Source organism: Derxia gummosa DSM 723 (assembly GCF_000482785.1).
Classification (GTDB): Bacteria; Pseudomonadota; Gammaproteobacteria; order Burkholderiales; family Burkholderiaceae_E; genus Derxia; species Derxia gummosa.
In genome coordinates this window covers 443,363-463,689 of record NZ_AXWS01000008.1, presented here as the reverse complement: position 1 = coordinate 463,689, position 20,327 = coordinate 443,363, and the positions used below count along the sequence as shown (strand labels likewise).

Genomic DNA, 20,327 nt, shown 5'->3' with positions numbered 1-20,327 from the left:
CCCATGCCCCACCCCGCCCCCTTCCCCGGCTACGCCGAACTCCACGCGCGCAGCAACTTCAGCTTCCTCGTCGGGGCATCCCACCCGCGCGAGCTGGTGGCCGAGGCGCGGCGGCTGCGCTATCTAGCGCTGGCGATCACGGATGAATGCTCGCTGGCCGGCGTGGTGCACGCCTGGGAGGCGGCGCGCGAATGCGGTCTGCCGCTCATCACGGGCAGCGAGTTCGCGCTCGATGCCGATCCGGCCGCGCCGCCGGTGGTGATCGCCGAGGAGGCCCGCTTCGGCCCGCCGCTGCCCCTGCCGCCGCTGGCGCCGCGCCTCGTGGTGCTGGCGCGCACGCGCGCCGGCTATGCGCATCTGAGCGAGTTGATCTCGCTGGCGCGCATGCGGGCGCCCAAGGGCGATTACGCGCTGACCGTGGCCGACCTCGAAGGCCGCACGCCCGGCTTCGAGCATCTGCGCGGCCTGCCTGATTGCCTGGTGCTGATGCTGCCGTCGGTGCGCGGCACCACGCGCGACGCGGCGCGCCGGCTGCTGGCCGAGGCCTGCTGGGCGCGCGACCTGTTCGGCGCCGACCGCGTGTGGCTCGTGGCGGAGCGGCATTACTGGGGCGAGGAGCGGCCGCATCTGCGCTCGCTGCTGTGGGTGTCGGCGTGGTCGGGGCTGCGCATCACGGCGGCGGGCGGGGTGCTGATGCACCACCGCGCGCGCAAGCCCTTGCAGGACACGCTCACCGCGATCCGCCACGGGCTGGCGCTGCCGTCCTGCGGCTGGCGGCTGCTGCCCAATTCCGAAAACCATCTGCGGCCGCTGCGGCGGCTGCGCGTGATCTACCGGCCCGAATGGATGGACGAGTCGGTGCGCATCGCTTCGATGTGCAGCTTCGACCTGGGCGAGTTGCGCTACGAGTACCCGACCGAGATCGTCCCGCCCGGCCGCACGCCGGCGAGCCATCTGGCGCGGCTCGCGCTGCGCGGCGCGCAGCGGCGCTACCCGCGCGGCCTGCCCGAGAAGGTGCGCGGGCTGCTGCGGCATGAGCTGAGCTTGATCGCCGAGCTGCGCTACGAGGCCTTCTTTCTCACGATCGAGGACATCGTCCGGTTCGCGCGCTCGCGCGGCATCCTGTGCCAGGGGCGCGGCTCGGCGGCCAACTCGGCGGTGTGCTTCTGCCTCGGCATCACCGAGGTGGACCCGGACACGGCGAGCCTGCTGTTCGAGCGCTTCATCAGCCGCGAGCGCGGCGAGCCGCCCGACATCGACGTCGATTTCGAGCATCAGCGGCGCGAGGAGGTGATCCAGTACGTCTATGCCAAGTACGGGCGCGACCGGGCGGCGCTGGCGGCGACGGTGATCCGCTACCGGCCGCGCTCGGCGCTACGCGACGTGGGCAAGGCGCTGGAGCTGGACGGCGAACTGATGGAGGAGGTCATCAAGTCGCACGCCTGGTGGGATGGCCGCGAGATCCGCACCGAGAGCCTGCGCGCCGCCGGCTTCGATCTCGATTCACCGCGCGTTCAGCACTGGATCCGGCTGACGCGCGAACTGGTGGGTTTTCCTCGCCATCTGAGTCAGCACGTGGGTGGCTTCGTGATCTCGGCGGGCAAGCTCACCCAGCTGGTGCCGGTGGAGAACGCGTCGATGGACGGCCGCTCGGTCATCCAGTGGGACAAGGACGATCTCGACGCGCTCGGGCTGCTGAAGGTCGATGTGCTCGCGCTCGGGATGCTGACGGCGATCCGGCGCACGCTGGAGCAGCTGTCGGCCGATCCGGCGCGGCGGGCGGCGGTGCGAGGGCTGGGGGCGGCGTTGTCGCACGGGTCGGGCGAGCGGCGGGCGGCGCCCTTGCCGGTGCCTGCGGCGCCCGAGGCCGACGCTCCCGACCCGGCGCCGCTCTCCATGGCCGACATCCCGCGCGATTGCCCGCGCACCTGGGAGATGCTCGGCCGCGCCGACACGGTGGGCGTGTTCCAGGTCGAGTCGCGGGCGCAGATGTCGATGCTGCCGAGGCTGAGGCCCGAGTGCTTCTACGACCTCGTGGTGGAGGTGGCGATCGTGCGGCCGGGGCCGATCGTGGGCGGCATGGTCCATCCCTATCTGCGGCGCAAGCAGGGGCTGGAGCCGGTGGAGATTCCGCACCCCGATCTCGAACCCGCGCTCGCGCGCACGCTGGGCGTGCCGGTGTTCCAGGAGCAGGTGATGCAGGTGGCGATGCTCGCGGCCGGCTTCACGGCCGGCGAGGCCGACGAGCTGCGCCGCTCGATGGCGGCCTGGCGCCGCAAGGGCGGCATCGACCGCTTCCGCGACCGGCTCATCGGCGGGATGCTGGCGCGCGGCTACGCCCGGGACTTTGCCGAGGCGATCTATCGCCAGGCCGAGGGCTTCGGTGAATACGGCTTTCCCGAAAGCCACGCGGCCAGCTTCGCCAAGCTCACCTGGGTGTCGTCCTGGCTCAAGTGCCACTTTCCGGATGCCTTCCTCGTGGCGCTGCTCAACAGCCAGCCGATGGGCTTCTACGCGCCGGCCCAGCTGGTGCAGGACGCGCAGCGGCATGGCGTGGAGGTGCGCGGCGTGGACGTGCTGGCAAGCGACTGGGAAAGCCGGCTCGAATCCGGCACCGACGCCGATGCGCCGCCCGTCGGCGCCTTGGCAGACGGCGCATCGGGCCGGGCGGGCGCCGCGCTCGCGCTCCAGCCCTTCCGCCCGGTACGCCTCGGGCTGCATCTCGTCTCGGGCCTGAGCGAGCCGGTGGCGCGCCGCATCGCCGAGGTGCGCGCCGGCCTGCTCGCGCGCGGCGCCAATTTCGACAGCGTCGAAGACCTCGGCCGGCGCTGCGGCCTCGACCGCGACAAGCGCTCGCTCAAGCTGCTGGCCGAGGCCGGCGCGCTGGCGACGCTGGCGGGCAACCGCCGGCAGGCGCGCTGGCAGGCCGAGGGCGTGCATCCCCTGCCCGGCATGCTGCGCGACACCCGGCGCAACGAGGCGCCGGTGGCCATTCCCGCGCCCGGCGAAGGCGCCGACATCGCAAGCGACTACCGCATGCTCGGCCTCACGCTCGGCCGCCATCCGCTCGCCCTGCTGCGCGACCGGCTCGGCGCCCTGCGCTTCCGCAGCGCCACCGAGCTGGCGCGCTGCCGGCCCGGCCAGGTCGCGCGCGGCTGCGGTCTCGTGATCGGCCGGCAGCGGCCGGGCACGGCCAGGGGGACGATGTTCGTGACGCTCGAAGACGAGACCGGGCCGGTCAACGTCATCGTCCGGCCCGACCTGGTCGAGCGCCAGCGCGACGAGCTGCTGACCGCGCGGCTGCTGGGCGTGATCGGCACCTGGCAGTGCGACGGCGAGGTGAAGCACCTGGTCGCCGGGCGGGTGGAAGACCTCTCGGCGCTGCTCGGGCAGCTGGCGCCTAAGAGCCGGGATTTTCATTGAGCGCGGCGGGCGCTGCCGCATTGCCGCGCCAGAAGCGCCTGCCGGCCGGCGCCGGAATGCTTGATGCTTTTTGTCGGCTTCCCCAACGCCAGGAGGACGCCCCATGCTCACCGAGACCCTGACCCTGTTCAGCCATTGCAAGCCCGGCGACACCGCCTTCACCAGCGGTGGCCTGCGCGATTTCTTCGAATACCGCGATCTCGGCATCGCCGACGCCACGCACGGCAAGGTCGTCGCGCATCTGGTGCGGGCGGCCAACGCACCCGAAAAGGGGACGGGCTGGCACCGTCACGAGGCGGACTTTCACATCGTGGTCATGACCAAGGGCTGGGCGCGCTTCATGTACGAAGACCAGGAAACCCTCGTGCAGGCCGGCGACGTGGTGCACCAGCGCCCGGGCATCCGCCACTTCCTGTTCGACTACTCGCCCGACATGGAGTACCTCGAGATCGTCGGCCCGGCCGACTTCAAGACGCTGGATGTCGAAGCGCCCTGCGCCGTGCCCGACCCGACGCCCTGGGACAAGCCGGCCGCCACCTGAGGTCGCCACCTGAGGCCGACACCGACCACGCGGCCCCGGCCGGCGCCTCTCTCAGCCGCCATCCCGCAATTCGAGGCTGAACCCGGCCTCGAAGCCGCCCGCCCGGTTCACGAGCCACACCCGCCCGCCATGCAGCCGGGCGACGCGCTCGACGATGGCCAGCCCCAGTCCCGCCCCGCCCTTGCCGCCGCGCGCCGCGTCCAGCCGCGCGAACGGCCGCAGCACGCGCTCGATCGCCGCGTCGGGAATGCCGGGGCCGGCGTCGATCAGGCTCACATGCACCCAGCCGCCGGGCCGGGCCGGGCCGCAGCCGCCGGGTGCGATGCCATCGGCCAGACCGATGTGCAGCTCGAAGGGCGCGGCGCCGTGGCGCTGGGCGTTCACCACCAGATTGGCCACCGCGCGGCCGACCGCCACCTGCCGGAAGGCGAAGCGGGGAACCGGTTCGGCATGCACGGCGAGCGTCGTCGCCATCACCGGCAAGGCCGCGTGCGCCGCCTCGACCGCCACCGCCACCACATCGCCCGCGCCTGCCGCCTCGTCGCTGCCGACCCGGGCGTAGTCGATGAACTGGTCGATGATCGCGTTGGCCGCCTCGATGCCGCGCGTCATGCCGGCGATCAGCTCGGGCTCGCGGCCGTCGGCCAGCATCTCGACGCCGAGCCAGAGCTTGGCCAGCGGCGTGCGCAGGTCGTGCGAGATGCCGGCGAGCATCAGCGCGCGCTCGCGCTCGTTGCGCTCCAGCGCCTCGGCCATGCGGTTGAAGCTCGCCGCCACGAGCGCGATCTCGGTCGGGCCGTCCGCGCGCAGCGCGGGCGCCGGGCGGCCGGCGGCGACTTCGGCCGCCGCCTCGGCGAGGCGCGCGAGCGGCCGGTTGAGCCGGCGCTGGATCGCGAAGGCGCCCGCGAGCGCGAGCAGGGAGCCGATCAGCGCGCTGCCGAACACGAACAGGGTCACGTCGTTCAGCACGCCGCTGAAGGAAACGCCCATCCACATCGGCGTGGGCGCGTCGACGAGCCTGATCCACAGCGCCCGCCGCGGGCCGCGCTGCCACACCACGTCGCGCGGCTCGCCCAGACGCAGGGCCAGCCGGCGCAGCAGCGGGCGGAGCAGCGGATCGGTGATCGGCTCGCCGGCCGGCGGCGCCACGGCAAAGCTGCGCGCGCCGAGCGATGCGGCACCCGCTCGCGGACCGGCGCCGGCCTCGGCCGGCGCCGCGCCGTCGGCGCCATGCCCGGCCGCGCGCGCCACCGCGTCGAGAAAGCCGGCGCGCTCGACCTCGGGCAGCCGCGCGAGCGCGAGGCCGACGCTGTGCGCCTCGATCGCCACGCTGTCGAGATAGCGCTCGACGCGCGGGCGCTGCACCGCCGCGAGATAGAACACCGCCAGCCCGATCTGCGCGACCGCCACCAGCACGCCGATCAGCAGCAGATGCCGGCCGAACAGGCTGCGCGGATAGAGCCGCATCAGGCGCCGCCCGCGTGGCCGGGGTTCGTCCCGGCGCCACGGCTCGCATCCCCGGCCTCGCCGCTCGCCGCACCGCTGTCGGGCGCGAACACATAGCCGTAGCCGCGCACGGTCTGAAGCCAGCGCGGGCGCGCCGGATCGGCCTCGATCAGCCGGCGCAGCCTCAGCATGGTCACGTCGATGCTGCGTTCGCCGGCGTCATGGTCGGGACCGTAGGCCAGCTCGATCAGCCGCTCGCGGCCGAGCGGCCGGCCGGCGTGGCTTGCAAGCGCATGCAGCAGCGCGTACTCGCCGGCGCTGAGCGGCACGGTCTCGTCGCCGCGCAGGAGGCGGCGCGCGGCCGGGTCGAGCAGGTAGCCGCCGAAGCGGATGCTGCCGGCGCGCGCTCCGAGCGGGGCGCGGCCGGTCATGGCCTGACGTCGGAGCATCGCGTTGACGCGCGCCAGCAGCTCGCGCGGGTTGAAGGGCTTGGGCAGGTAGTCGTCGGCGCCCATCTCCAGGCCGACGATGCGGTCGATGGCCTCGCCGCGCGCGGTGAGCATGAGGATGGGCAGGGTCTCGCCGGCGGCGCGCAGGCGGCGGCAGATGGCGAGGCCGTCCTCGTCGGGCAGCATCAGGTCGAGCACCAGCAGGTCGAAGCGCTCGCGCAGCAGCAGGCGGTCCATCTGCGCGGCGTCGGCCGCCGTGCGCACCTCGTGGCCGTGGCCGCCGAGAAAGCGCTGGAGCATGGCGCGCAGGTCGGGCTCGTCATCGACGACGAGCAGGCGGGCGGGAGTGTCGTTCATGGCCGACGATGCTAGCGGCGGCGCGGCGCCAGCGGGCGCCGGCGGCGGGCGCGGGCGGGCGGCTCGGTTTCAGCGGATTTCATGCGCGCCACGCCGAAACGCGGCGCGACAAGCCGGTCATGGCTCGCAACCCGCGCCGCGCGCCGCGGGACGAGACTGGGCGCCGTCCCATCCACCCCAGCGAGCCTGTCCGCCATGAATGCCCCGTCCTTCCGTCCCGTCCTCGCCGCCCTGCTCGCCTGCGCCGGTCTTGCCATCGCGGCCGGCGACGCCCTCGCCTTCGAGCGCGGCGGCAGCCATGAACGCAGCATCGTGCGCAACGAGGGCGGCGGTTTCAGTGCCGGCCGCATGCGCGAGGGCCAGAACAGCCGGGGTGGCGGCTTCACCCGCGAACGCGCCACCACCACCGACGGCGCCGGCAACGCCAGCTCGACCGCCGACCGCAGCTTCAGCACCGCCGGCGGCGCCTCCGGCCTGCGCCAGCGCCAGTTCAGGCGCGATGCCGACGGCAGCGCGAGCGCGGGGGGCAGCAGCAGCTTCACCGGCGCCAACGGCGGCACGGCGCAGTCGAGCGGCAGCATCAACCGCGACGCGAGCGGCAACGTGAACGGCTCGCGCGCCACCACCGCCACCGGTGCCAACGGCACGAGCTATTCCGGCAGCACCCAGGTGAGCAACGGCAGCGTCACCCACAGCGGCGGCTGCACCGACGCCGCCGGCAACGCCGTCGCCTGCCGCTGAGGCGCGCGATGTTCGACGGTCTCCCGCGCCCGGCGCTGCTGCTGCCGCTGCTCGCGGCGCTCGGGCTGACCGAGGCGATCATGCTGCGCCGGCGCGGCCTCGGCTGGGACTGGCGCGATGCCGCCTGCTCCCTCGCCATCGCCGCCGGCCAGCCCGTCAGCCGCATGCTCGGCGCCGCCGTCTGGGGCTGGCTGTTCGTGCTGGCCTGGCAATGGCGCCTCTGGACCGTGCCGCTCGGCACCGCCTGGGGCCTGGGCCTGCTCTTCCTCGGCGAGGAGCTTTGCTACTACGGCTACCACCGCGCGAGCCACCGGGTGCGCTGGTTCTGGGCCACGCATGCGGTGCACCACTCGCCCGAGCGGCTGACGTTCGCCGGCGCCTACCGCCTGGGCTGGACCGGCGGGCTGACCGGCACCGGCTTCTTCTTCCTGCCGCTGGTGCTGCTGGGCTTCGCGCCGGCCGCCGTGTTCGGGATGCTCGGGCTGAACCTGCTCTACCAGTTCTGGCTGCACACCGAGCTGGTGCCGCGTCTGGGCTGGCTGGAGGGCATCGTCAACACGCCGTCGGCGCACCGGGTGCACCACGCGCGCAACGGTCCCTATCTCGACCGCAACTTCGGCGGCGTGCTGATGCTGTGGGACCGGCTGTTCGGCAGCTACACGCCCGAGCGCGCCGACCTGCGTTGCGACTTCGGCCTGCTGCCGCCGCTGCGCAGCCGCAATCCGCTGCGCGTCGCCCTGCACGAATGGATCGCGCTCGGCCGCGACCTGCGCCGCGCCGCCGGCTGGCGCACCCGCATCAACCTGCTTCGCCAACCGCCCGGAGAACTCCCGTGAACCTGCAAGCCCTTGCAACCGCCTGCGCCGTCGCGCTCCTGCTTGCCCTGCCCGCGCATGCCGCCGACGACGCGCCGGCCACCGGCAACGGCACCGCGCCGCGCGCCAACGCCGACCGCGCCGAGCGCCTGCTGACCGAACTGGACAAGCGCTTCAACACCGCCGACACCGACCACGACGGCAGCCTCACCCAGGCCGAGGCCAAGGCCATGCCGCGCGTGGCGCAGAACTTCGGCGCCATCGACCGCGACGGCAGCGGCACGGTCACGCGCGCCGAACTGATGAGCTATCTGCGCGACCGTCAGGCCGACCGCCAGCGCTGACCCGGGCCGGCGCGGCCCGACGTCGGTCCGCCCGCGAGCGCCGCCGCCGGGCCACGTGCCACCATCGCCGCTCCAACAAGAACACGATGGAGTGGACGGATGCTGCTTTGGGGGCTTTTCTGGGGCGCGCTGGCCGGCGCGATTGCCGACGGCTTCATGTCGGCAGTCGCGGGCGCGGTACTGGGCGCGCTGGCCGGACTGACGCTACGCGCCGTCGTGCGCGGCGAGATCGAATCGCAGACGGCAGAGCTGCTGCATCGCGCCCGCGCCGACGCGCTGGCGGAGGCCGCCGCCGTCGCCACCGCGCAGGAGCGGCGGTCGGCGCCGGACAGCCCCCGGCCGGACAGCGCCGCGCCCGAGATCCCGAGGCCGGACATCCCCGCGCCGGAGGCCGCGACCCGGGTGCCGTCCGCCCTGCCCCCGCGCGCCGCACCCGATCCCGACTTCGACCTCGATCCCGATTTCGCGCCGGCCGCCGCGCAAGCGCTTGCCTCCGCGCCGCCCGACGCTGCCGCGACCACTGCGCCGATCCCGGCCGGGACCGCGCCCCCGCCCGTCGCCCCGCCCGCCATCGCCGGTCAGCCCGTGACCCCGCCGCCGGTCGCCCCGCCTTCCGTCGCCGACGCGCCCGCGCCCCGGCCGCCCGCGCCACGCCCCCGGCGGACGCCAGCCGACGCCGCCGCGCTGCCCGAACCCGTCGATCTCGCCGCCCGCCTGCGCGACTGGCTGTTCGGCGGCAACGCGGTCGTGCGCGTCGGCGCGCTGCTGATCTTCCTCGGCCTCGCCTTCCTCGTGCGCTGGGCGGCCGAGCGCGCGGTGTTTCCGGTCGGCGCGCGGGTCGCGCTGGCGGGCTTCGCGGGCATGGCGCTGCTGGCCACCGGCTGGCGCCTGCGCGAGCGCCGGCCCGGCTATGCGATGACGCTCCAGGGCGCGGGCGTGGCCATCGTCTATCTCACCGCCTACGCGGCGCTGCGGCTGTACGACCTGATCGCGCCCGGCACGGCGTTCACCGTGATGGCCGGCATCTGCGCGCTGGCCACGGTGCTGGCGCTGCGCCAGGACTCGATGAGCCTCGCGGTGCTGGCCTTCGGCGGCGGCTTCGCGGCCCCGGTGCTGGCCTCGACCGGCCACGGCAGCCATGTGGCGCTGTTCGGCTGGTACGCGCTGCTCGACCTCGCGGTGATGTTCATCGCGGCGCGGCGGCAATGGCGCGCGCTGTCGCGCATGGCCTTCATCGCCACCTTCGCCATCGCCACGGTCTGGGGCGTGCTGCGCTACCGGCCCGAACTGTTCGCCACCACCGAGCCCTTCCTGCTGCTGTTCTTCGCGCTGTTCACCGCCGCCGGCGTGCTGCCGGCGCTGCGGCGCCTGCCGCCGGCCGCGACCGCGCTCGACGGCATGCTCGTGTTCGGCACGCCGCTCGTGGCCTTCGCGCTCCAGGCGAAGCTGGTGGACGACACCGAATACGGCCTCGCCTGGTCGGCGCTCGCGCTCGGCCTGCTCTACCTGCTGCTGGCGCGGCGCGTGGGCGCCAACGCCGGTCCGGCCGCCACGCGCGCGACGGCCACGGCGGCGCGCGCGGGCCATCCCGACCGCGCCGCCACCGCCGACCACACCGCCACCGACGACAACGACGCGCCGGATCTCCGCCTGCTCGCCGACGCGCTGCTCGCGCTGGGCATCGGCTTCCTCACGCTGGCGATCCCGCTCGCCTTCGGCTCGGGCTGGACCTCGGCCGGCTTCGCGCTCGAAGGCGCGGGCCTCGCGTGGATCGGGCTACGCCAGCGCCGCTGGCTGCCGCGCCTGAGCGGCGTCGCGCTCCAGTTCGCGGCGGGGCTGTTCTTTCTCGATTCGGTGTCGGTCACGCGCTGGCAGCAGACGCCCTTCGCCAATGAAGACTTTCTCGGCGCGGCGCTGCTCGCGGCCTCGGCCTTCCTGGTCGCGTGGTGGCTGCGCGCCCTCGATGCCGACGCGGCGCCAGGCCACGCATCACGACTGGCTGGCAACGCTCGGGCCGGCACGCGCGGCGACGCTCCCCGCGCCACCGACCTCGCCGGCACACCCGACGCCGCCCCCGCCTCGCTGCCCGAATCGCTCTGGCGCGGCATCGAGCGCCTGCTGCCCGAGCCGATGTGGCTGCTCGGCTTCGGCTGGACGCTCGCGGCCTTCGCGCTCGACATCACGCGCAATGTCGTCGGGCCGGACAGCCTGCTCGCGCCGGCCTGGCCGCATGCGGTCCAGCCCAACCTGATGCTGCTGGCCTTCTGCGGCTGCGCGCTCGCGGCCTGGCTGGCGGGCGCGCGGCTCGGCTGGCCGGTCGCGCAATGGCCGGCGCGCTGGACCCTGCCGGTGCTCGCGGCCACCGTCTGCCTCGACATCGGCCACGGCCTCGGCCTGACAGACGCGTACGGCGCGCTCGTCTGGCCGCTCACGCTCGCCGCGCATTTCCGGCTGCTGCGCGCGGCCGACCTGCGCGATGCCACTGCCCGGGACGGCGACTGGCTCGCGCGGCGCCTCGGCAATCCGGTCGCGCCGCTGCTGCATGCGGGCACGGTCTGGCTGCTCACGCTGCTCGCGGGCTGGGTGGTCTGGCGCCACGTCGACGACGCGCGTCTGTGGCGCTCCGACTGGGCCGCCGTGCTCAACGCGGGCGCGGCGGCGGCGGTGCTGCTCGGCCTCGTGCTGTGGAACCGGCTGGGCGCCGCGTCCTGGCCGATCGCCGCCCAGCCGCGCGCCTGGCGCCTCGCGGGCGCGCTGCCGGCGGCCGGACTGCTGCTGCTCGGCAATGGCGCGCTCGCGCTGCTGGCGCGCGGCGACACTCCCCCGCTGCCCTGGATCGCGCTGGCCAATCCGGTCGATCTGGTGCTCGTGGCCGGACTGGCGGTGTTCACGCTCTGGTGGCGCCTTCTGGCCGACCGCGCCGCCGAGGACAGTCCCGCGCCCTCGCCTTTGCTCGGCCTGCCGCCGGTGCTGCTCGCGCTCGCGGCCTTCCTCGACCTCAACACGATGTGGCTGCGCATCGCCCATCACCTGGCCGGCGTGCCGTGGACGCATGAGGCGCTGTTCCATTCGCCGCTGGTGCAGCTCGGCTATGCGCTGCTGTGGACCGTGCTGGCCTTCGTGCTGATGCTGTCGGCGCGACGCGGCGCCTCGCGCGCGCTGTGGCTGTGCGGCGCAGGCCTGCTCGGGCTCGTGGTGCTGAAGCTGTTCGTGGTGGATCTGGCCAACGCGGGCAGCGGCGAGCGCATCGCCGCCTTCATCGGCACCGGCGTGCTGATGCTGGTGGTGGGCTATGTCGCGCCGATGCCGCCGGCCGAGGATGAAGCTCCCTCTGCAAGCGCTCGCAAGACGCGGCCGCGCGATCCCGCGCCGCCCGCGGCCTGACGCCGACTCGCGCCCGACGCCGATCCTCATTCCGGTGCCGCCTCGGGGCTCGTGTCAAATCCATGGCTGCTTCACGGCCAATCCTGCCCGGCCCGCACACACCGATGGCAAACCCGCCACACTCCGCGCCGGGTCAACTCCCGGCGCCTCAACGCGCCACTTCCATGCTCGCGACACTGCTCAAGCCGCTGCTCAAGCTCGTCATCAACCTGCTGTTCCGCGTGCGCATCGACGCGCCGGAAAGCGCCTTCCACCATCCCCGCACCCTCATCGTCGCCAACCACGAGAGCTTTCTCGACGGCCTGGTGCTCGGCCTCAACCTGCCGGTGCGGGCCACCTTCGTCATCAACACCCAGATCGCCGCCCATCCGCTCGTGAAGCGGATGCTGGCCTTCATCGACTACCTCGCGGTCGACCCCGCCAACCCGATGGCGATGAAGCAGGTGGTGAGGCTGCTCGAATCGGGCAAGCCGGTGGTGATCTTTCCCGAGGGTCGGCTCACGGTCACCGGCTCGCTCATGAAGGTGTACGACGGCGCCGGCTTCGCGGCCGCGAAGACCGGCGCGGCGGTGGTGCCGGTGCGCCTGAGCGGCCCGGCCAAGACCTTCTTCAGTCGGCTCGCGGGCGTGTATCCGCAGAAGCTGTTTCCGAAGATCAGCCTCAGCGCCATGCCGCCCGTGCACATCGAGGCCGTCACCACCGGCCCGGCGCGCGAACGCCGCCGCAAGGCCGGCGAGGCGATGCGCCACATCCTGCTCGACATGATCGTCAGGACCACGCCACGCACCACGCTGTACGACGCCTTCCTCGACGCGCGCGATGCCTTCGGCAGCAAGTTCAAGGTCGTGGAGGACGTGCGCTTCATCGAGGAGAGCTACGGCTCGCTGCTGCGCACCACGCTCGCCATCCGCCGCATGCTCGAACCGCGCACCCGCGCCGACGAGGTGGTGGGCGTGCTCATGCCCAATGCCGCGCCCACGCTGGCGATGGTGCTGGCGCTGGTGTCGATGCGCCGCGTGCCCGGCATGCTCAACTACACCGCCGGCCGTGACGGCATCCAGGCCGCCTGCGTCGCAGCGAAGATCACGCAGATCTACGCCTCGCGGGCCTTTCTGGAGAAGGGCAAGCTCACCGCGATCGTCGAGGGGCTGGAGGGCATTACCGTCGTCTACGTCGAGGACCTGAAGGCCGGCTTCGGCCTCGCCGACAAGCTCGCCGTGCTCGCCGCCCTGCCCTTCGCGCGCAAGGCCGGCGCGGGCGTGCAACCCGACGATCCGGCCGTGGTGCTGTTCACCTCCGGCTCCGAGGGCAAGCCCAAGGGCGTCGTTCACACGCATGCGTCCATCCTTGCCAACGTGACGCAGGTGCGCGCGGTGGCCGACTTCATGCCGCACGACAAGTTCATGGTCGCGCTGCCGCTGTTCCATTCCTTCGGCTTCACCTGCGGCGCGATGCTGCCGCTCGTCTCGGGCAGCCGCGCCTTCCTGTACCCGAGCCCGCTGCACTACCGCGTGATTCCGGAGGTGGTGTACGACCGCAACTGCACGGTGCTGTTCGGCACCAGCACCTTCCTCGGCAACTACGCGCGCTTCGCCCATCCCTACGACTTCGGCCGGCTGCGCTACGTGGTGGCCGGCGCCGAGAAGCTGTCCGACGCGGTGCGCGAGACCTGGGCCGACAAGTTCGGCCTGCGCATCCTCGAAGGCTATGGCGTGACCGAGTGCGCGCCCGTCATCAGCGTGAACGTGCCGATGGCCGTCAAGCGCGGCACCGTCGGCCAGCCCCTGCCCGGCATCGAAACCCGGCTCGACCCGGTGCCCGGCATCGCGCGCGGCGGCGTGCTGAGCGTGCGCGGCCCCAACGTGATGGCCGGCTATCTGCGCTACGAGAACCCCGGCGTGATCGAGGCGCCCGCCACCGAGGCCGGCCCCGGCTGGTACAGCACCGGCGACATCGTCGACATCGACGCCGACGGCTTCATCACCATCCTCGGCCGCGTCAAGCGCTTCGCGAAGATCGCCGGCGAGATGGTGTCGCTCGAAGCGGTCGAGAAGCTGGCGATCGCCGCCGGCGCGCCCGGCAGCCTGCACGCCGCCAGCACCCGCAGCGACGCCGGCAAGGGCGAGGCGCTGGTGCTGTTCACCACCGACGCCACCCTCACGCGCGACGCCCTGCTCGCCGCCGCCCGCGCCGCCGGCGCGCCCGAGCTTGCCGTGCCGCGCGACCTGCGCCGCGTCGAGGCCATCCCGCTGCTCGGCTCGGGCAAGACCGACTACGTCACGCTGAAAAAGATGGCCGAGGCGCCCCGCGCCACCGCCGCCGATACCTCCTCCACCCCCTCGACCCAGGCCAGCGCATGAACCGCGGACTCGCAGCCGTCCTCGTCACCCAGTTCTTCTCGGCGCTCGCCGACAACGCCATCCTCTTCGCGGCCATCGCGCTGCTGAAGGCGCAGGCCGCGCCAGCCTGGCAGTTCCCGCTGCTGCAGGAATTCTTCGTCGCGGCCTTCATCCTGCTGGCGCCCTTCGTCGGGCCGTTCGCCGACGCGCTGCCCAAGGGCCGGGTGCTGCTGATCGGCACCGCGCTCAAGCTTGCTGGCTCGGCGCTGATGCTCGCGGGCTTCGATCCCTTTGCCAGCTACGGGCTGATCGGCGCGGGCGCGGCCATCTACTCGCCGGCCAAGTACGGGATCCTGAGCCAGCTCTGCGACGAGTCGCTGATCGTCAAGGCCAACGGCTGGCTGGAATCATCGACGATCGCGGCGATCCTGCTCGGCGCGGTCGCGGGCGGCGCGCTGGCCGACCGCGATGCCGCCGGCCTCATCGCCGGCTGCGCGGGCGTGTATGCCTTCGCGCTGGTCGGCACCTTCGTCGTGCCGAAGCTGGCGGCGGTCAGACCGCAGCCGCTGCGGCCGGGGCCGATGCTCGCGCGCTTCCTGCCCTCGCTCGGCACGCTGGTGCGGGCGCCGGACACGCGGCTGTCGCTGCTGGGCACGGCGCTGTTCTGGGGCGCGGCGGCGGTGCTGCGCTTCATCCTCATCGCCTGGCTGCCCTATGCGCTGCACATCGAGGGCACGCAGACGGTGGGCTATCTCAACGGCGCGACGGCCGTCGGCATCGTGATCGGCGCGGTGGTCGCGGGCCAGCTGCTGCATGTGCATTCGGCGCACAAGGTGCTGCCGGCGGGCGTGGTGATGGGGCTGGCGGTGGCGGGCTGCGCGGCGATCCATTCGCTGTGGCTCGCGGCGGCGGCGATGGTGGTGATCGGCGCGCTCGGCGGCTTCTACGTGGTGCCGCTCAACGCGCTCCTGCAGGAACGCGGCGGCGAGCGCGTCGGCGCGGGCGCGGCCGTGGCGGTGCAGAACCTGTTCGAGAACGCCGGCATGCTCGTGCTCGTGGGCGGCTATCTGCTGCTGGAGAAGGCCGAGGTCGCGCCCACCACCAGCCTGATGGCGGTGGGGCTGGCGCTGGCGCTGGCGATGGGTGGGCTGATGGCGGGGCGTCGCGCCGATCGCTGAGCCCACGCGAGGCGGGCCGAGGCCCGCCTCGCGTTCATTTCGCGGCGTGGCCGTAGCAGCCCGCGAGCGCCGCGTAGTCGTAGAAATGGCTCGTGCCGGCCACCTTGGCGCCGGCGCAATCGGCCTTGAAGTCGGTCTCCTTCTCGTCCCAGAGCATGCGGACGATGAGCTTGCCGGCCGCATTGCGGAACACATCCCATTGCAGGTTGGCCGCCATGCGCGACACCGTCTCGCCGCGCCAGGGGTTGCCGTCGTAGCTGAAGGTCGAGGCCAGCGGCACCTGCCGGGCCGCCGGCGCGAGGCCGAGGCGCGTGGCGAGCGGGATCACGATCTCGGCGTGCGCGAAACGCAGCTTGGCCGCGTGGCCGAGGTCGCCGGCGGCGATCGCGTCGGTCTCGTTGAACAGGTCGTCCACGAGCACCTGAGCCATCTTGCTGGTGATGCTGCCCTTCTCGGTGATGCCCGGTCCCTTGTCGTAGAAGTCGGACGCGTCGTTGATGGCGGCGAACACCTTCGCCTGCTCGCGCGGCAGATAGGGCGTGAAGTCCACACCGGCTTCGGCGCGCAGCGCGGGCGCGATCACGTACAGCTCGTACAGCAGCGAAGCGGCGGCCGCCGCCGAGTCGATGACGGTCTTGCCGTCGCCGGTGAGCGTGCTGCTGAACTTGCCGTCGTCGCTGGTGTAGGTCCAGCTGCCGGTGTTGGCGAAGCGGTAGCCGCCGGCCTCGATCCTGTCGACGAAGGCGCTGGTGAACAGCCGTTCCAGCGCGGCGCGGCCGGCGGCGCGCGCCGTGGCGGTGGTGAACAGGCCCGACTGCTTCGCGGCCAGATCGGCGTCGCCGCTCTTGTAGGCCTGGTAGGCGAGGCTGTCCTGCCAGGTCGGGTAGTAGGCGTCGGCGGTGTTGCTCACGAGGTCGCTGCTCTTCGACAGCTTGTGGAAGTACAGCAGGAAGCGGTTGGTGCCAGCCGGCTGGGCGACCGGGCCGCCGTTGTCCGGATAGGGCGCGGGCGCCGGCGGATAGCTGATGAGCGCGGCCAGCGCCGGCCGCTCGGCCTTGAGCGAGCCGACGAAGAAGTTGCCGCTGTCCACCGCGCGGTCCACGCCCGAGGTGACGGTGACGATCTTGCGGGTGCCGTCGGCGGCCACGCCGTCCCAGTAGGCCGGCAGGCGCGCGAGCATGCGGCGCGCGAGCTGGGTGTGCTCGTCGATGCCGACCCGGGTCTCGTTGCCATAGCCCGGCGTGCTGATGCCGCTCACGCCGTAGCCGAGCAGGAAGTTGGCCTTCATGAGCTTGAGCACGTCCGGTCCGAGCTGGCGACCGAGATCGGTGAGCGCGCCGTCGGCCTCGGCCTGCTTCCACAGGTTGTAGATGGCGGCGTCGTACTTGAGGCTCGACAGCCCGCGCGAGCCGTGGCGCGCGACCAGCTGGGTGAACACCGGCGAATAGCCCGCCGGCACCGCCTCGTAGCTGGCCGCGTCCTGCTGCGGACGGTAGGGCGACTTGGTCTGGTAGTAGCGATCGACCAGGGTCGCGTCCGCGAGCGCGGCGCGGCGGTCGGCCGGACTGGCGGCGAGCGCGCGCGCGATGCGGGCGATGCCGTCGCCGGAGGCCTCCTCCAGCGCGGCGCGGGTAACGGCGTCGGTCTCGGTGTTGAAGTCGGTCAGCAGCTTCGCGCGCGCGACGCCCACCGCGATCGCCACCTTGGCGAGCGCGGCGTCGTAGCCCAGCGCATTGCTCTCCATCTCGGCCACGACCGAGGTCGAATGCAGGCTCAGGACGCCCGGCGCCTCCTTCGGCGCGCGCAGCACGATGGGCGAAACGACCGCCGTCGCGGCGCCGGTGTCGGGGTCGATGCGGCTGGCGTCGGTGCCGATCTCGGCCACGATCGCGCCGCCGCCACGCAGGCTGAAGCGGCCCGAGGCATCGCTGCGCGCGCTGGCCTCGCCGCTGTCGCAGGCGCCGTTGGCATTGGCGTCGACGCACACCAGCGCATTGCGGAAATGGCTGCCGACGACGACGCCACTGGTGACGGGCGTGCCGTCGTCATCACTCGAACAGCCGCTGAAGGCAGACAGCACGGCGAGCGCAAGCACGGCGCGGCGCGGCGTGCGGCGACGGAGAACGGAAGGATTCATGGCGTGGCGGAGGTCCGGAAACGGGGCGCCGAAGCTTCCCCGTCCCATATGACAGCCATGCATGCCCCGAACGTCGGGAAGCCTCGCCGCCCGCCGGCGCGACGGCTCCCGCCACCCCGACCGCGCCGCCCAGGCGCGAACGCCCCACCTGCACACCACCGGCGCCGTAGGCCTCCGGCGAGCTAACGCCCTTGCCCGTACTGCCACCCCCGCGACATCGGCAGCGGATTGAGCGCCCCGCCGCCCGCCTTGCAGCCCAGCACCTGGAACACGCTGATCCAGTCCTCGCGGAAGGCCTTGGCGCAGCCCGCCAGATACACGCGCCAGATGCGGAAGCGCCGATCGCCCGCGAGCCGGCGCGCCTCGTCGGCATGCGCCTCGAAGCGCGCGGCCCAGTGGTCGAGCGTCAGCGCGTAATGGCGCCGCAGGCTTTCGATGTCATGCGGCTCCAGTCCGCCGCGCTGCATCTCCTGCAGCACGGTGCCGATGTGCACCAGCTCGCCGTGGGGAAAGACGTAGTCGTGGATGAACTCGCCGCCGCCGTAGGGCGTCTCGCCGTCGGCGGGGTCGGTGCTGGTGATGCCGTGGTTGAGCACCAGGCCGCCGTCCTTCAGCAGGCCGTGGATGATCCCGAAGTAGTCCGCGAGATGCTTCTTTCCGACGTGCTCGAACATGCCGACGCTGCTGATGCGGTCGAAGCCGCCGGCATGCGCGGGCAGCATGTCGCGGTAGTCGCGCAGCTCGATGGTCACGCGGCCTTGCAGGCCCTCGGCGCGCACCCGCTCGGTCGCGAGCGCGTGCTGCTGCTCGCTGAGCGTGATGCCGTGGCAAACCGCGCCGTAATGCTTCGCCGCGTGGATGACGAGCGCGCCCCAGCCGCAGCCGATGTCGAGCAGGCGGTCGCCGGAGCCGACGCGCAGCTTGGTGAGGATGTGGTCGAGCTTGCGGCGCTGGGCCTCGGCCAGCGTCTCGTCGCCATGCTCGAAGTAGGCGCAGGAATAGACCATGCGCTCGTCCAGCCACAGCCGGTAGAAGTCGTTGCTGACGTCGTAGTGGTAGGCGATGTCGGCGCGGTCGCTGGCGCGGGTGTGATGCCAGCCGCGCAGCAGCCGGGCGAAGCGGCCCTCGGCGCACACGGCGGTGGTCGCGAGCTTCCAGCTCGCCTCGATCACGTCCGACAGCCGGCCCTCGACCTCGATCGCGCCTTCCACATAGGCCCGCCCGAGGCTGGACAGCGAGGGCCGCAGCAGATAGCCGAGGCTGCGCGGCGACGGCACGACCACGCTCGCCACCGGCGGCACGCCGCAGGCGCCGGCCAGGTCATAGCGCCGGCCGTTCCAGAGCCTGAGTTCCAGCGGCACGCAGCCGCTGGCGCGCAGTCGATCGACGAAGTGTTCGAGCCGGCTTTCCCAGAACATCGATGCCTCCCAGACGCATGACGCGCCGCGACATGGGAGGAATTAAGCCGAGGGGATCGCTCGGGCATGCGGCGTGTTGCGAATGGTTGCCCGGCTGCGGGATGGCGGTTTCGGCGGGCTTTCGGTGCCGGGTGATGCGCCTTGACCGGCGTGCCGGCCGCAACGTCAGCCGACGCGCACGCGCCTCACCGCCGCCGCAGCAGATGCGCCCATTCCGCCGGCCGGTCGCCGCTCGCAGGCGTCTCGATCTGCGCGAGCAGCGCATTGCCGGTCTGCTTCGCGAAGGCCTGGAAGTCGCGCACCGAGCCGCCGTCGGTGGCGATCACCTTCAGCACCTCGCCCGATTGCAGATCGGTCAGCGCCTTCTTGGCACGCAGGATCGGCAGCGGGCACATGAGGCCGCGGGCATCGACTTCCTTCTTGATGACGAGGTCGGGCGGGAGCGGATCGGTCATGGTTCTTGTCCTGGAGGAGGTTCGCGTCAGTACCCCGGGTCCTGCCCGAAATGGTCGAGATACACCGGCTCATGTCCGCGTTCGCGCATCCATTGCGCGAGTGCATGTCCCGTGCCCGACGGCCAGGGCCGCAGCCGCGCCGGCTCGACGAGGCGGTAGTCGGCCAGCTCGGGGCTGAGCCTGACCTCGCCCGTCGCGACGACGTGATAGCTGATGAGCAGCTCGTTCTTGCGCCGGAACGGCGCCACGCCCAGCAGCTTCTCGACGCGGCCGGTCAGCCCCGTTTCCTCGGCAACCTCGCGCAGCACGCCCTCGGCCGGGTCTTCGAGCGGTTCGAGAAAGCCGGTGATCAGCCCCCACGCGCCCTCGGCCCAGGCCGCGTTGCGCGCGACCAGCACGCGCCCGTCCAGCTCGACGATCGCGGCGACGACCGGCACCGGATTGTTCCAGTGCACGAAGCCGCAGCCCTCGGCATGGCAGGTGCCGCGCTCGCCCGCGCCGTGGTCGTGCGCCGCGAGGGGGCCGCCGCATTGCGGGCAGAAGCGCCATTGCGGCGCCACGTAGGGCGGCAGCCCGGCGGGCTCCGGCGTGCCGGGTTCGGGCACGTTCGGCGCGCCGGGTCCGGGCGTGAGCGGCACGCTCGTGCTCATTGGGCCAGCGCGCCCGGCAAGCGCGGCGGACGCGGATGCAGCCGCGCCATCGCCAGCGAATCGGCGTACTCGCCGCCGCGCAGCGCATAGGCGCGCATGCGGCCCTCGACGACGAAGCCGTGCTTCTCGTACAGCGCGATCGCGGGCGCGTTGTCGGCATAGACGCCCAGCTCAACGCGCAGCGCGCCAAGCCAGTTGTCGGCCAGCTCCAGCGCCTTGCCGAGCAGCGCGCTGCCCACGCCGCGCCCCTGCATGTCGTCGCGCACGGCCATGCCGAAGGCATAGGCGTGGGCGCGGCGGCGCGTCCACGGGTCGGCCGGGAACAGGCTGAGATTGCCGACCACCTCGCCCTCGACCTCGGCCGCGAGCACGGTCCAGCCCGGCGGCGCCTTGGTGAGCTTTTCGCGCCACAGCTCGACATCGAGCAGCGGCATCTGGAGCGTCATGGCCTGGGCGCGCGGCGTGGCCATCGTGGTGGCAAAGGCCGGCGCATCGGCCGGCACCGCGCGGCGCACCGTCACCTCGGCGCGCGGCAGGCGCTGCGCCGGCCCGGACGCGGCGGCGGTCATGACCTGCCCGGTGGCGATCGACGCGGCAATCGAGGCGTCGCGGACGACGCCCCCGGCCGAAACCTCATGGACGTCATCCAT

At 72.9% G+C, this 20,327-nt stretch carries 15 protein-coding genes; 8 read left to right on the top strand and 7 right to left on the bottom strand.

What is annotated here, in order from left to right; all coding sequences use genetic code 11:
• Positions 1 to 3: 3 nt before the first annotated feature.
• Together H566_RS0108360 and H566_RS0108355 are read left to right on the top strand one after the other, a co-directional pair.
• On the top strand, positions 4 to 3,423 hold the full coding sequence (locus tag H566_RS0108360) for an error-prone DNA polymerase (protein WP_028311085.1): 3,420 nt from the start codon (positions 4 to 6) through the stop codon (positions 3,421 to 3,423).
• A gap of 103 nt (positions 3,424 to 3,526) precedes the next feature.
• Positions 3,527 to 3,964 carry a cupin domain-containing protein gene (locus tag H566_RS0108355; RefSeq protein WP_028311084.1) on the top strand — a complete coding sequence of 146 codons (438 nt, stop codon included), beginning with the start codon at positions 3,527 to 3,529 and terminating at the stop codon, positions 3,962 to 3,964.
• A 51-nt stretch (positions 3,965 to 4,015) separates the two neighbouring features.
• Here the strand turns inward: H566_RS0108355 and H566_RS23810 are convergent, their stop codons facing one another.
• Together H566_RS23810 and H566_RS23805 are read right to left on the bottom strand one after the other, a co-directional pair.
• Positions 4,016 to 5,431, bottom strand: a complete 1,416-nt coding sequence (locus H566_RS23810; RefSeq protein ID WP_051378367.1) for an ATP-binding protein — start codon at positions 5,429 to 5,431, stop codon at positions 4,016 to 4,018.
• Positions 5,431 to 6,216 (bottom strand): response regulator, encoded by a 786-nt coding sequence (locus tag H566_RS23805; protein ID WP_051378365.1) that lies wholly within the window; start codon positions 6,214 to 6,216, stop codon positions 5,431 to 5,433. Before H566_RS23805 ends, H566_RS23810 begins: the two co-directional genes overlap by 1 nt.
• A 195-nt stretch (positions 6,217 to 6,411) precedes the next feature.
• Between H566_RS23805 and H566_RS27360 the strand changes: the two genes are divergently transcribed.
• The 6 genes from H566_RS27360 to lplT all read left to right on the top strand — a co-directional run bounded on the left by H566_RS27360 (position 6,412) and on the right by lplT (position 15,017).
• On the top strand, positions 6,412 to 6,957 hold the full coding sequence (locus tag H566_RS27360) for a hypothetical protein (protein WP_051378364.1): 546 nt from the start codon (positions 6,412 to 6,414) through the stop codon (positions 6,955 to 6,957).
• Positions 6,958 to 6,965: 8 nt separating this feature from the next.
• A complete protein-coding gene (locus tag H566_RS0108335) occupies positions 6,966 to 7,793 on the top strand; it encodes a sterol desaturase family protein (protein WP_028311083.1) in 828 nt (275 codons plus the stop codon).
• The gene (locus tag H566_RS28885) at positions 7,790 to 8,116 is read left to right on the top strand and encodes an EF-hand domain-containing protein (RefSeq protein WP_211238058.1); all 327 of its coding nucleotides are present in this window, start codon (positions 7,790 to 7,792) and stop codon (positions 8,114 to 8,116) included. The genes H566_RS0108335 and H566_RS28885 overlap by 4 nt, the downstream gene beginning before the upstream one ends.
• A 99-nt stretch (positions 8,117 to 8,215) precedes the next feature.
• Positions 8,216 to 11,500, top strand: coding sequence for a DUF2339 domain-containing protein (locus H566_RS0108325; protein ID WP_028311082.1), 3,285 nt, complete (start codon positions 8,216 to 8,218; stop codon positions 11,498 to 11,500).
• Between the two features lie 164 nt (positions 11,501 to 11,664).
• The gene (gene aas / locus H566_RS23790; protein WP_051378362.1) at positions 11,665 to 13,860 is read left to right on the top strand and encodes a bifunctional acyl-ACP--phospholipid O-acyltransferase/long-chain-fatty-acid--ACP ligase; all 2,196 of its coding nucleotides are present in this window, start codon (positions 11,665 to 11,667) and stop codon (positions 13,858 to 13,860) included.
• On the top strand, positions 13,857 to 15,017 hold the full coding sequence (gene lplT, locus H566_RS0108315) for a lysophospholipid transporter LplT (RefSeq protein WP_028311081.1): 1,161 nt from the start codon (positions 13,857 to 13,859) through the stop codon (positions 15,015 to 15,017). The genes aas and lplT overlap by 4 nt, the downstream gene beginning before the upstream one ends.
• A gap of 34 nt (positions 15,018 to 15,051) precedes the next feature.
• Here the strand turns inward: lplT and H566_RS23785 are convergent, their stop codons facing one another.
• The 5 genes from H566_RS23785 to H566_RS0108290 form a co-directional block, all read right to left on the bottom strand.
• On the bottom strand, positions 15,052 to 17,154 hold the full coding sequence (locus tag H566_RS23785; RefSeq protein ID WP_156924338.1) for a histidine-type phosphatase: 2,103 nt from the start codon (positions 17,152 to 17,154) through the stop codon (positions 15,052 to 15,054).
• A 182-nt stretch (positions 17,155 to 17,336) separates the two neighbouring features.
• Positions 17,337 to 18,572: an SAM-dependent methyltransferase gene (locus H566_RS0108305; RefSeq protein WP_028311080.1), complete on the bottom strand. Its 1,236-nt coding sequence runs from the start codon at positions 18,570 to 18,572 to the stop codon at positions 17,337 to 17,339.
• A gap of 185 nt (positions 18,573 to 18,757) precedes the next feature.
• A complete protein-coding gene (locus H566_RS0108300; RefSeq protein WP_028311079.1) occupies positions 18,758 to 19,027 on the bottom strand; it encodes a sulfurtransferase TusA family protein in 270 nt (89 codons plus the stop codon).
• A 26-nt stretch (positions 19,028 to 19,053) separates the two neighbouring features.
• The gene (locus tag H566_RS0108295) at positions 19,054 to 19,677 is read right to left on the bottom strand and encodes an NUDIX domain-containing protein (protein WP_084544888.1); all 624 of its coding nucleotides are present in this window, start codon (positions 19,675 to 19,677) and stop codon (positions 19,054 to 19,056) included.
• The gene (locus tag H566_RS0108290) at positions 19,674 to 20,327 is read right to left on the bottom strand and encodes a GNAT family N-acetyltransferase (RefSeq protein ID WP_211238057.1); all 654 of its coding nucleotides are present in this window, start codon (positions 20,325 to 20,327) and stop codon (positions 19,674 to 19,676) included. Before H566_RS0108290 ends, H566_RS0108295 begins: the two co-directional genes overlap by 4 nt.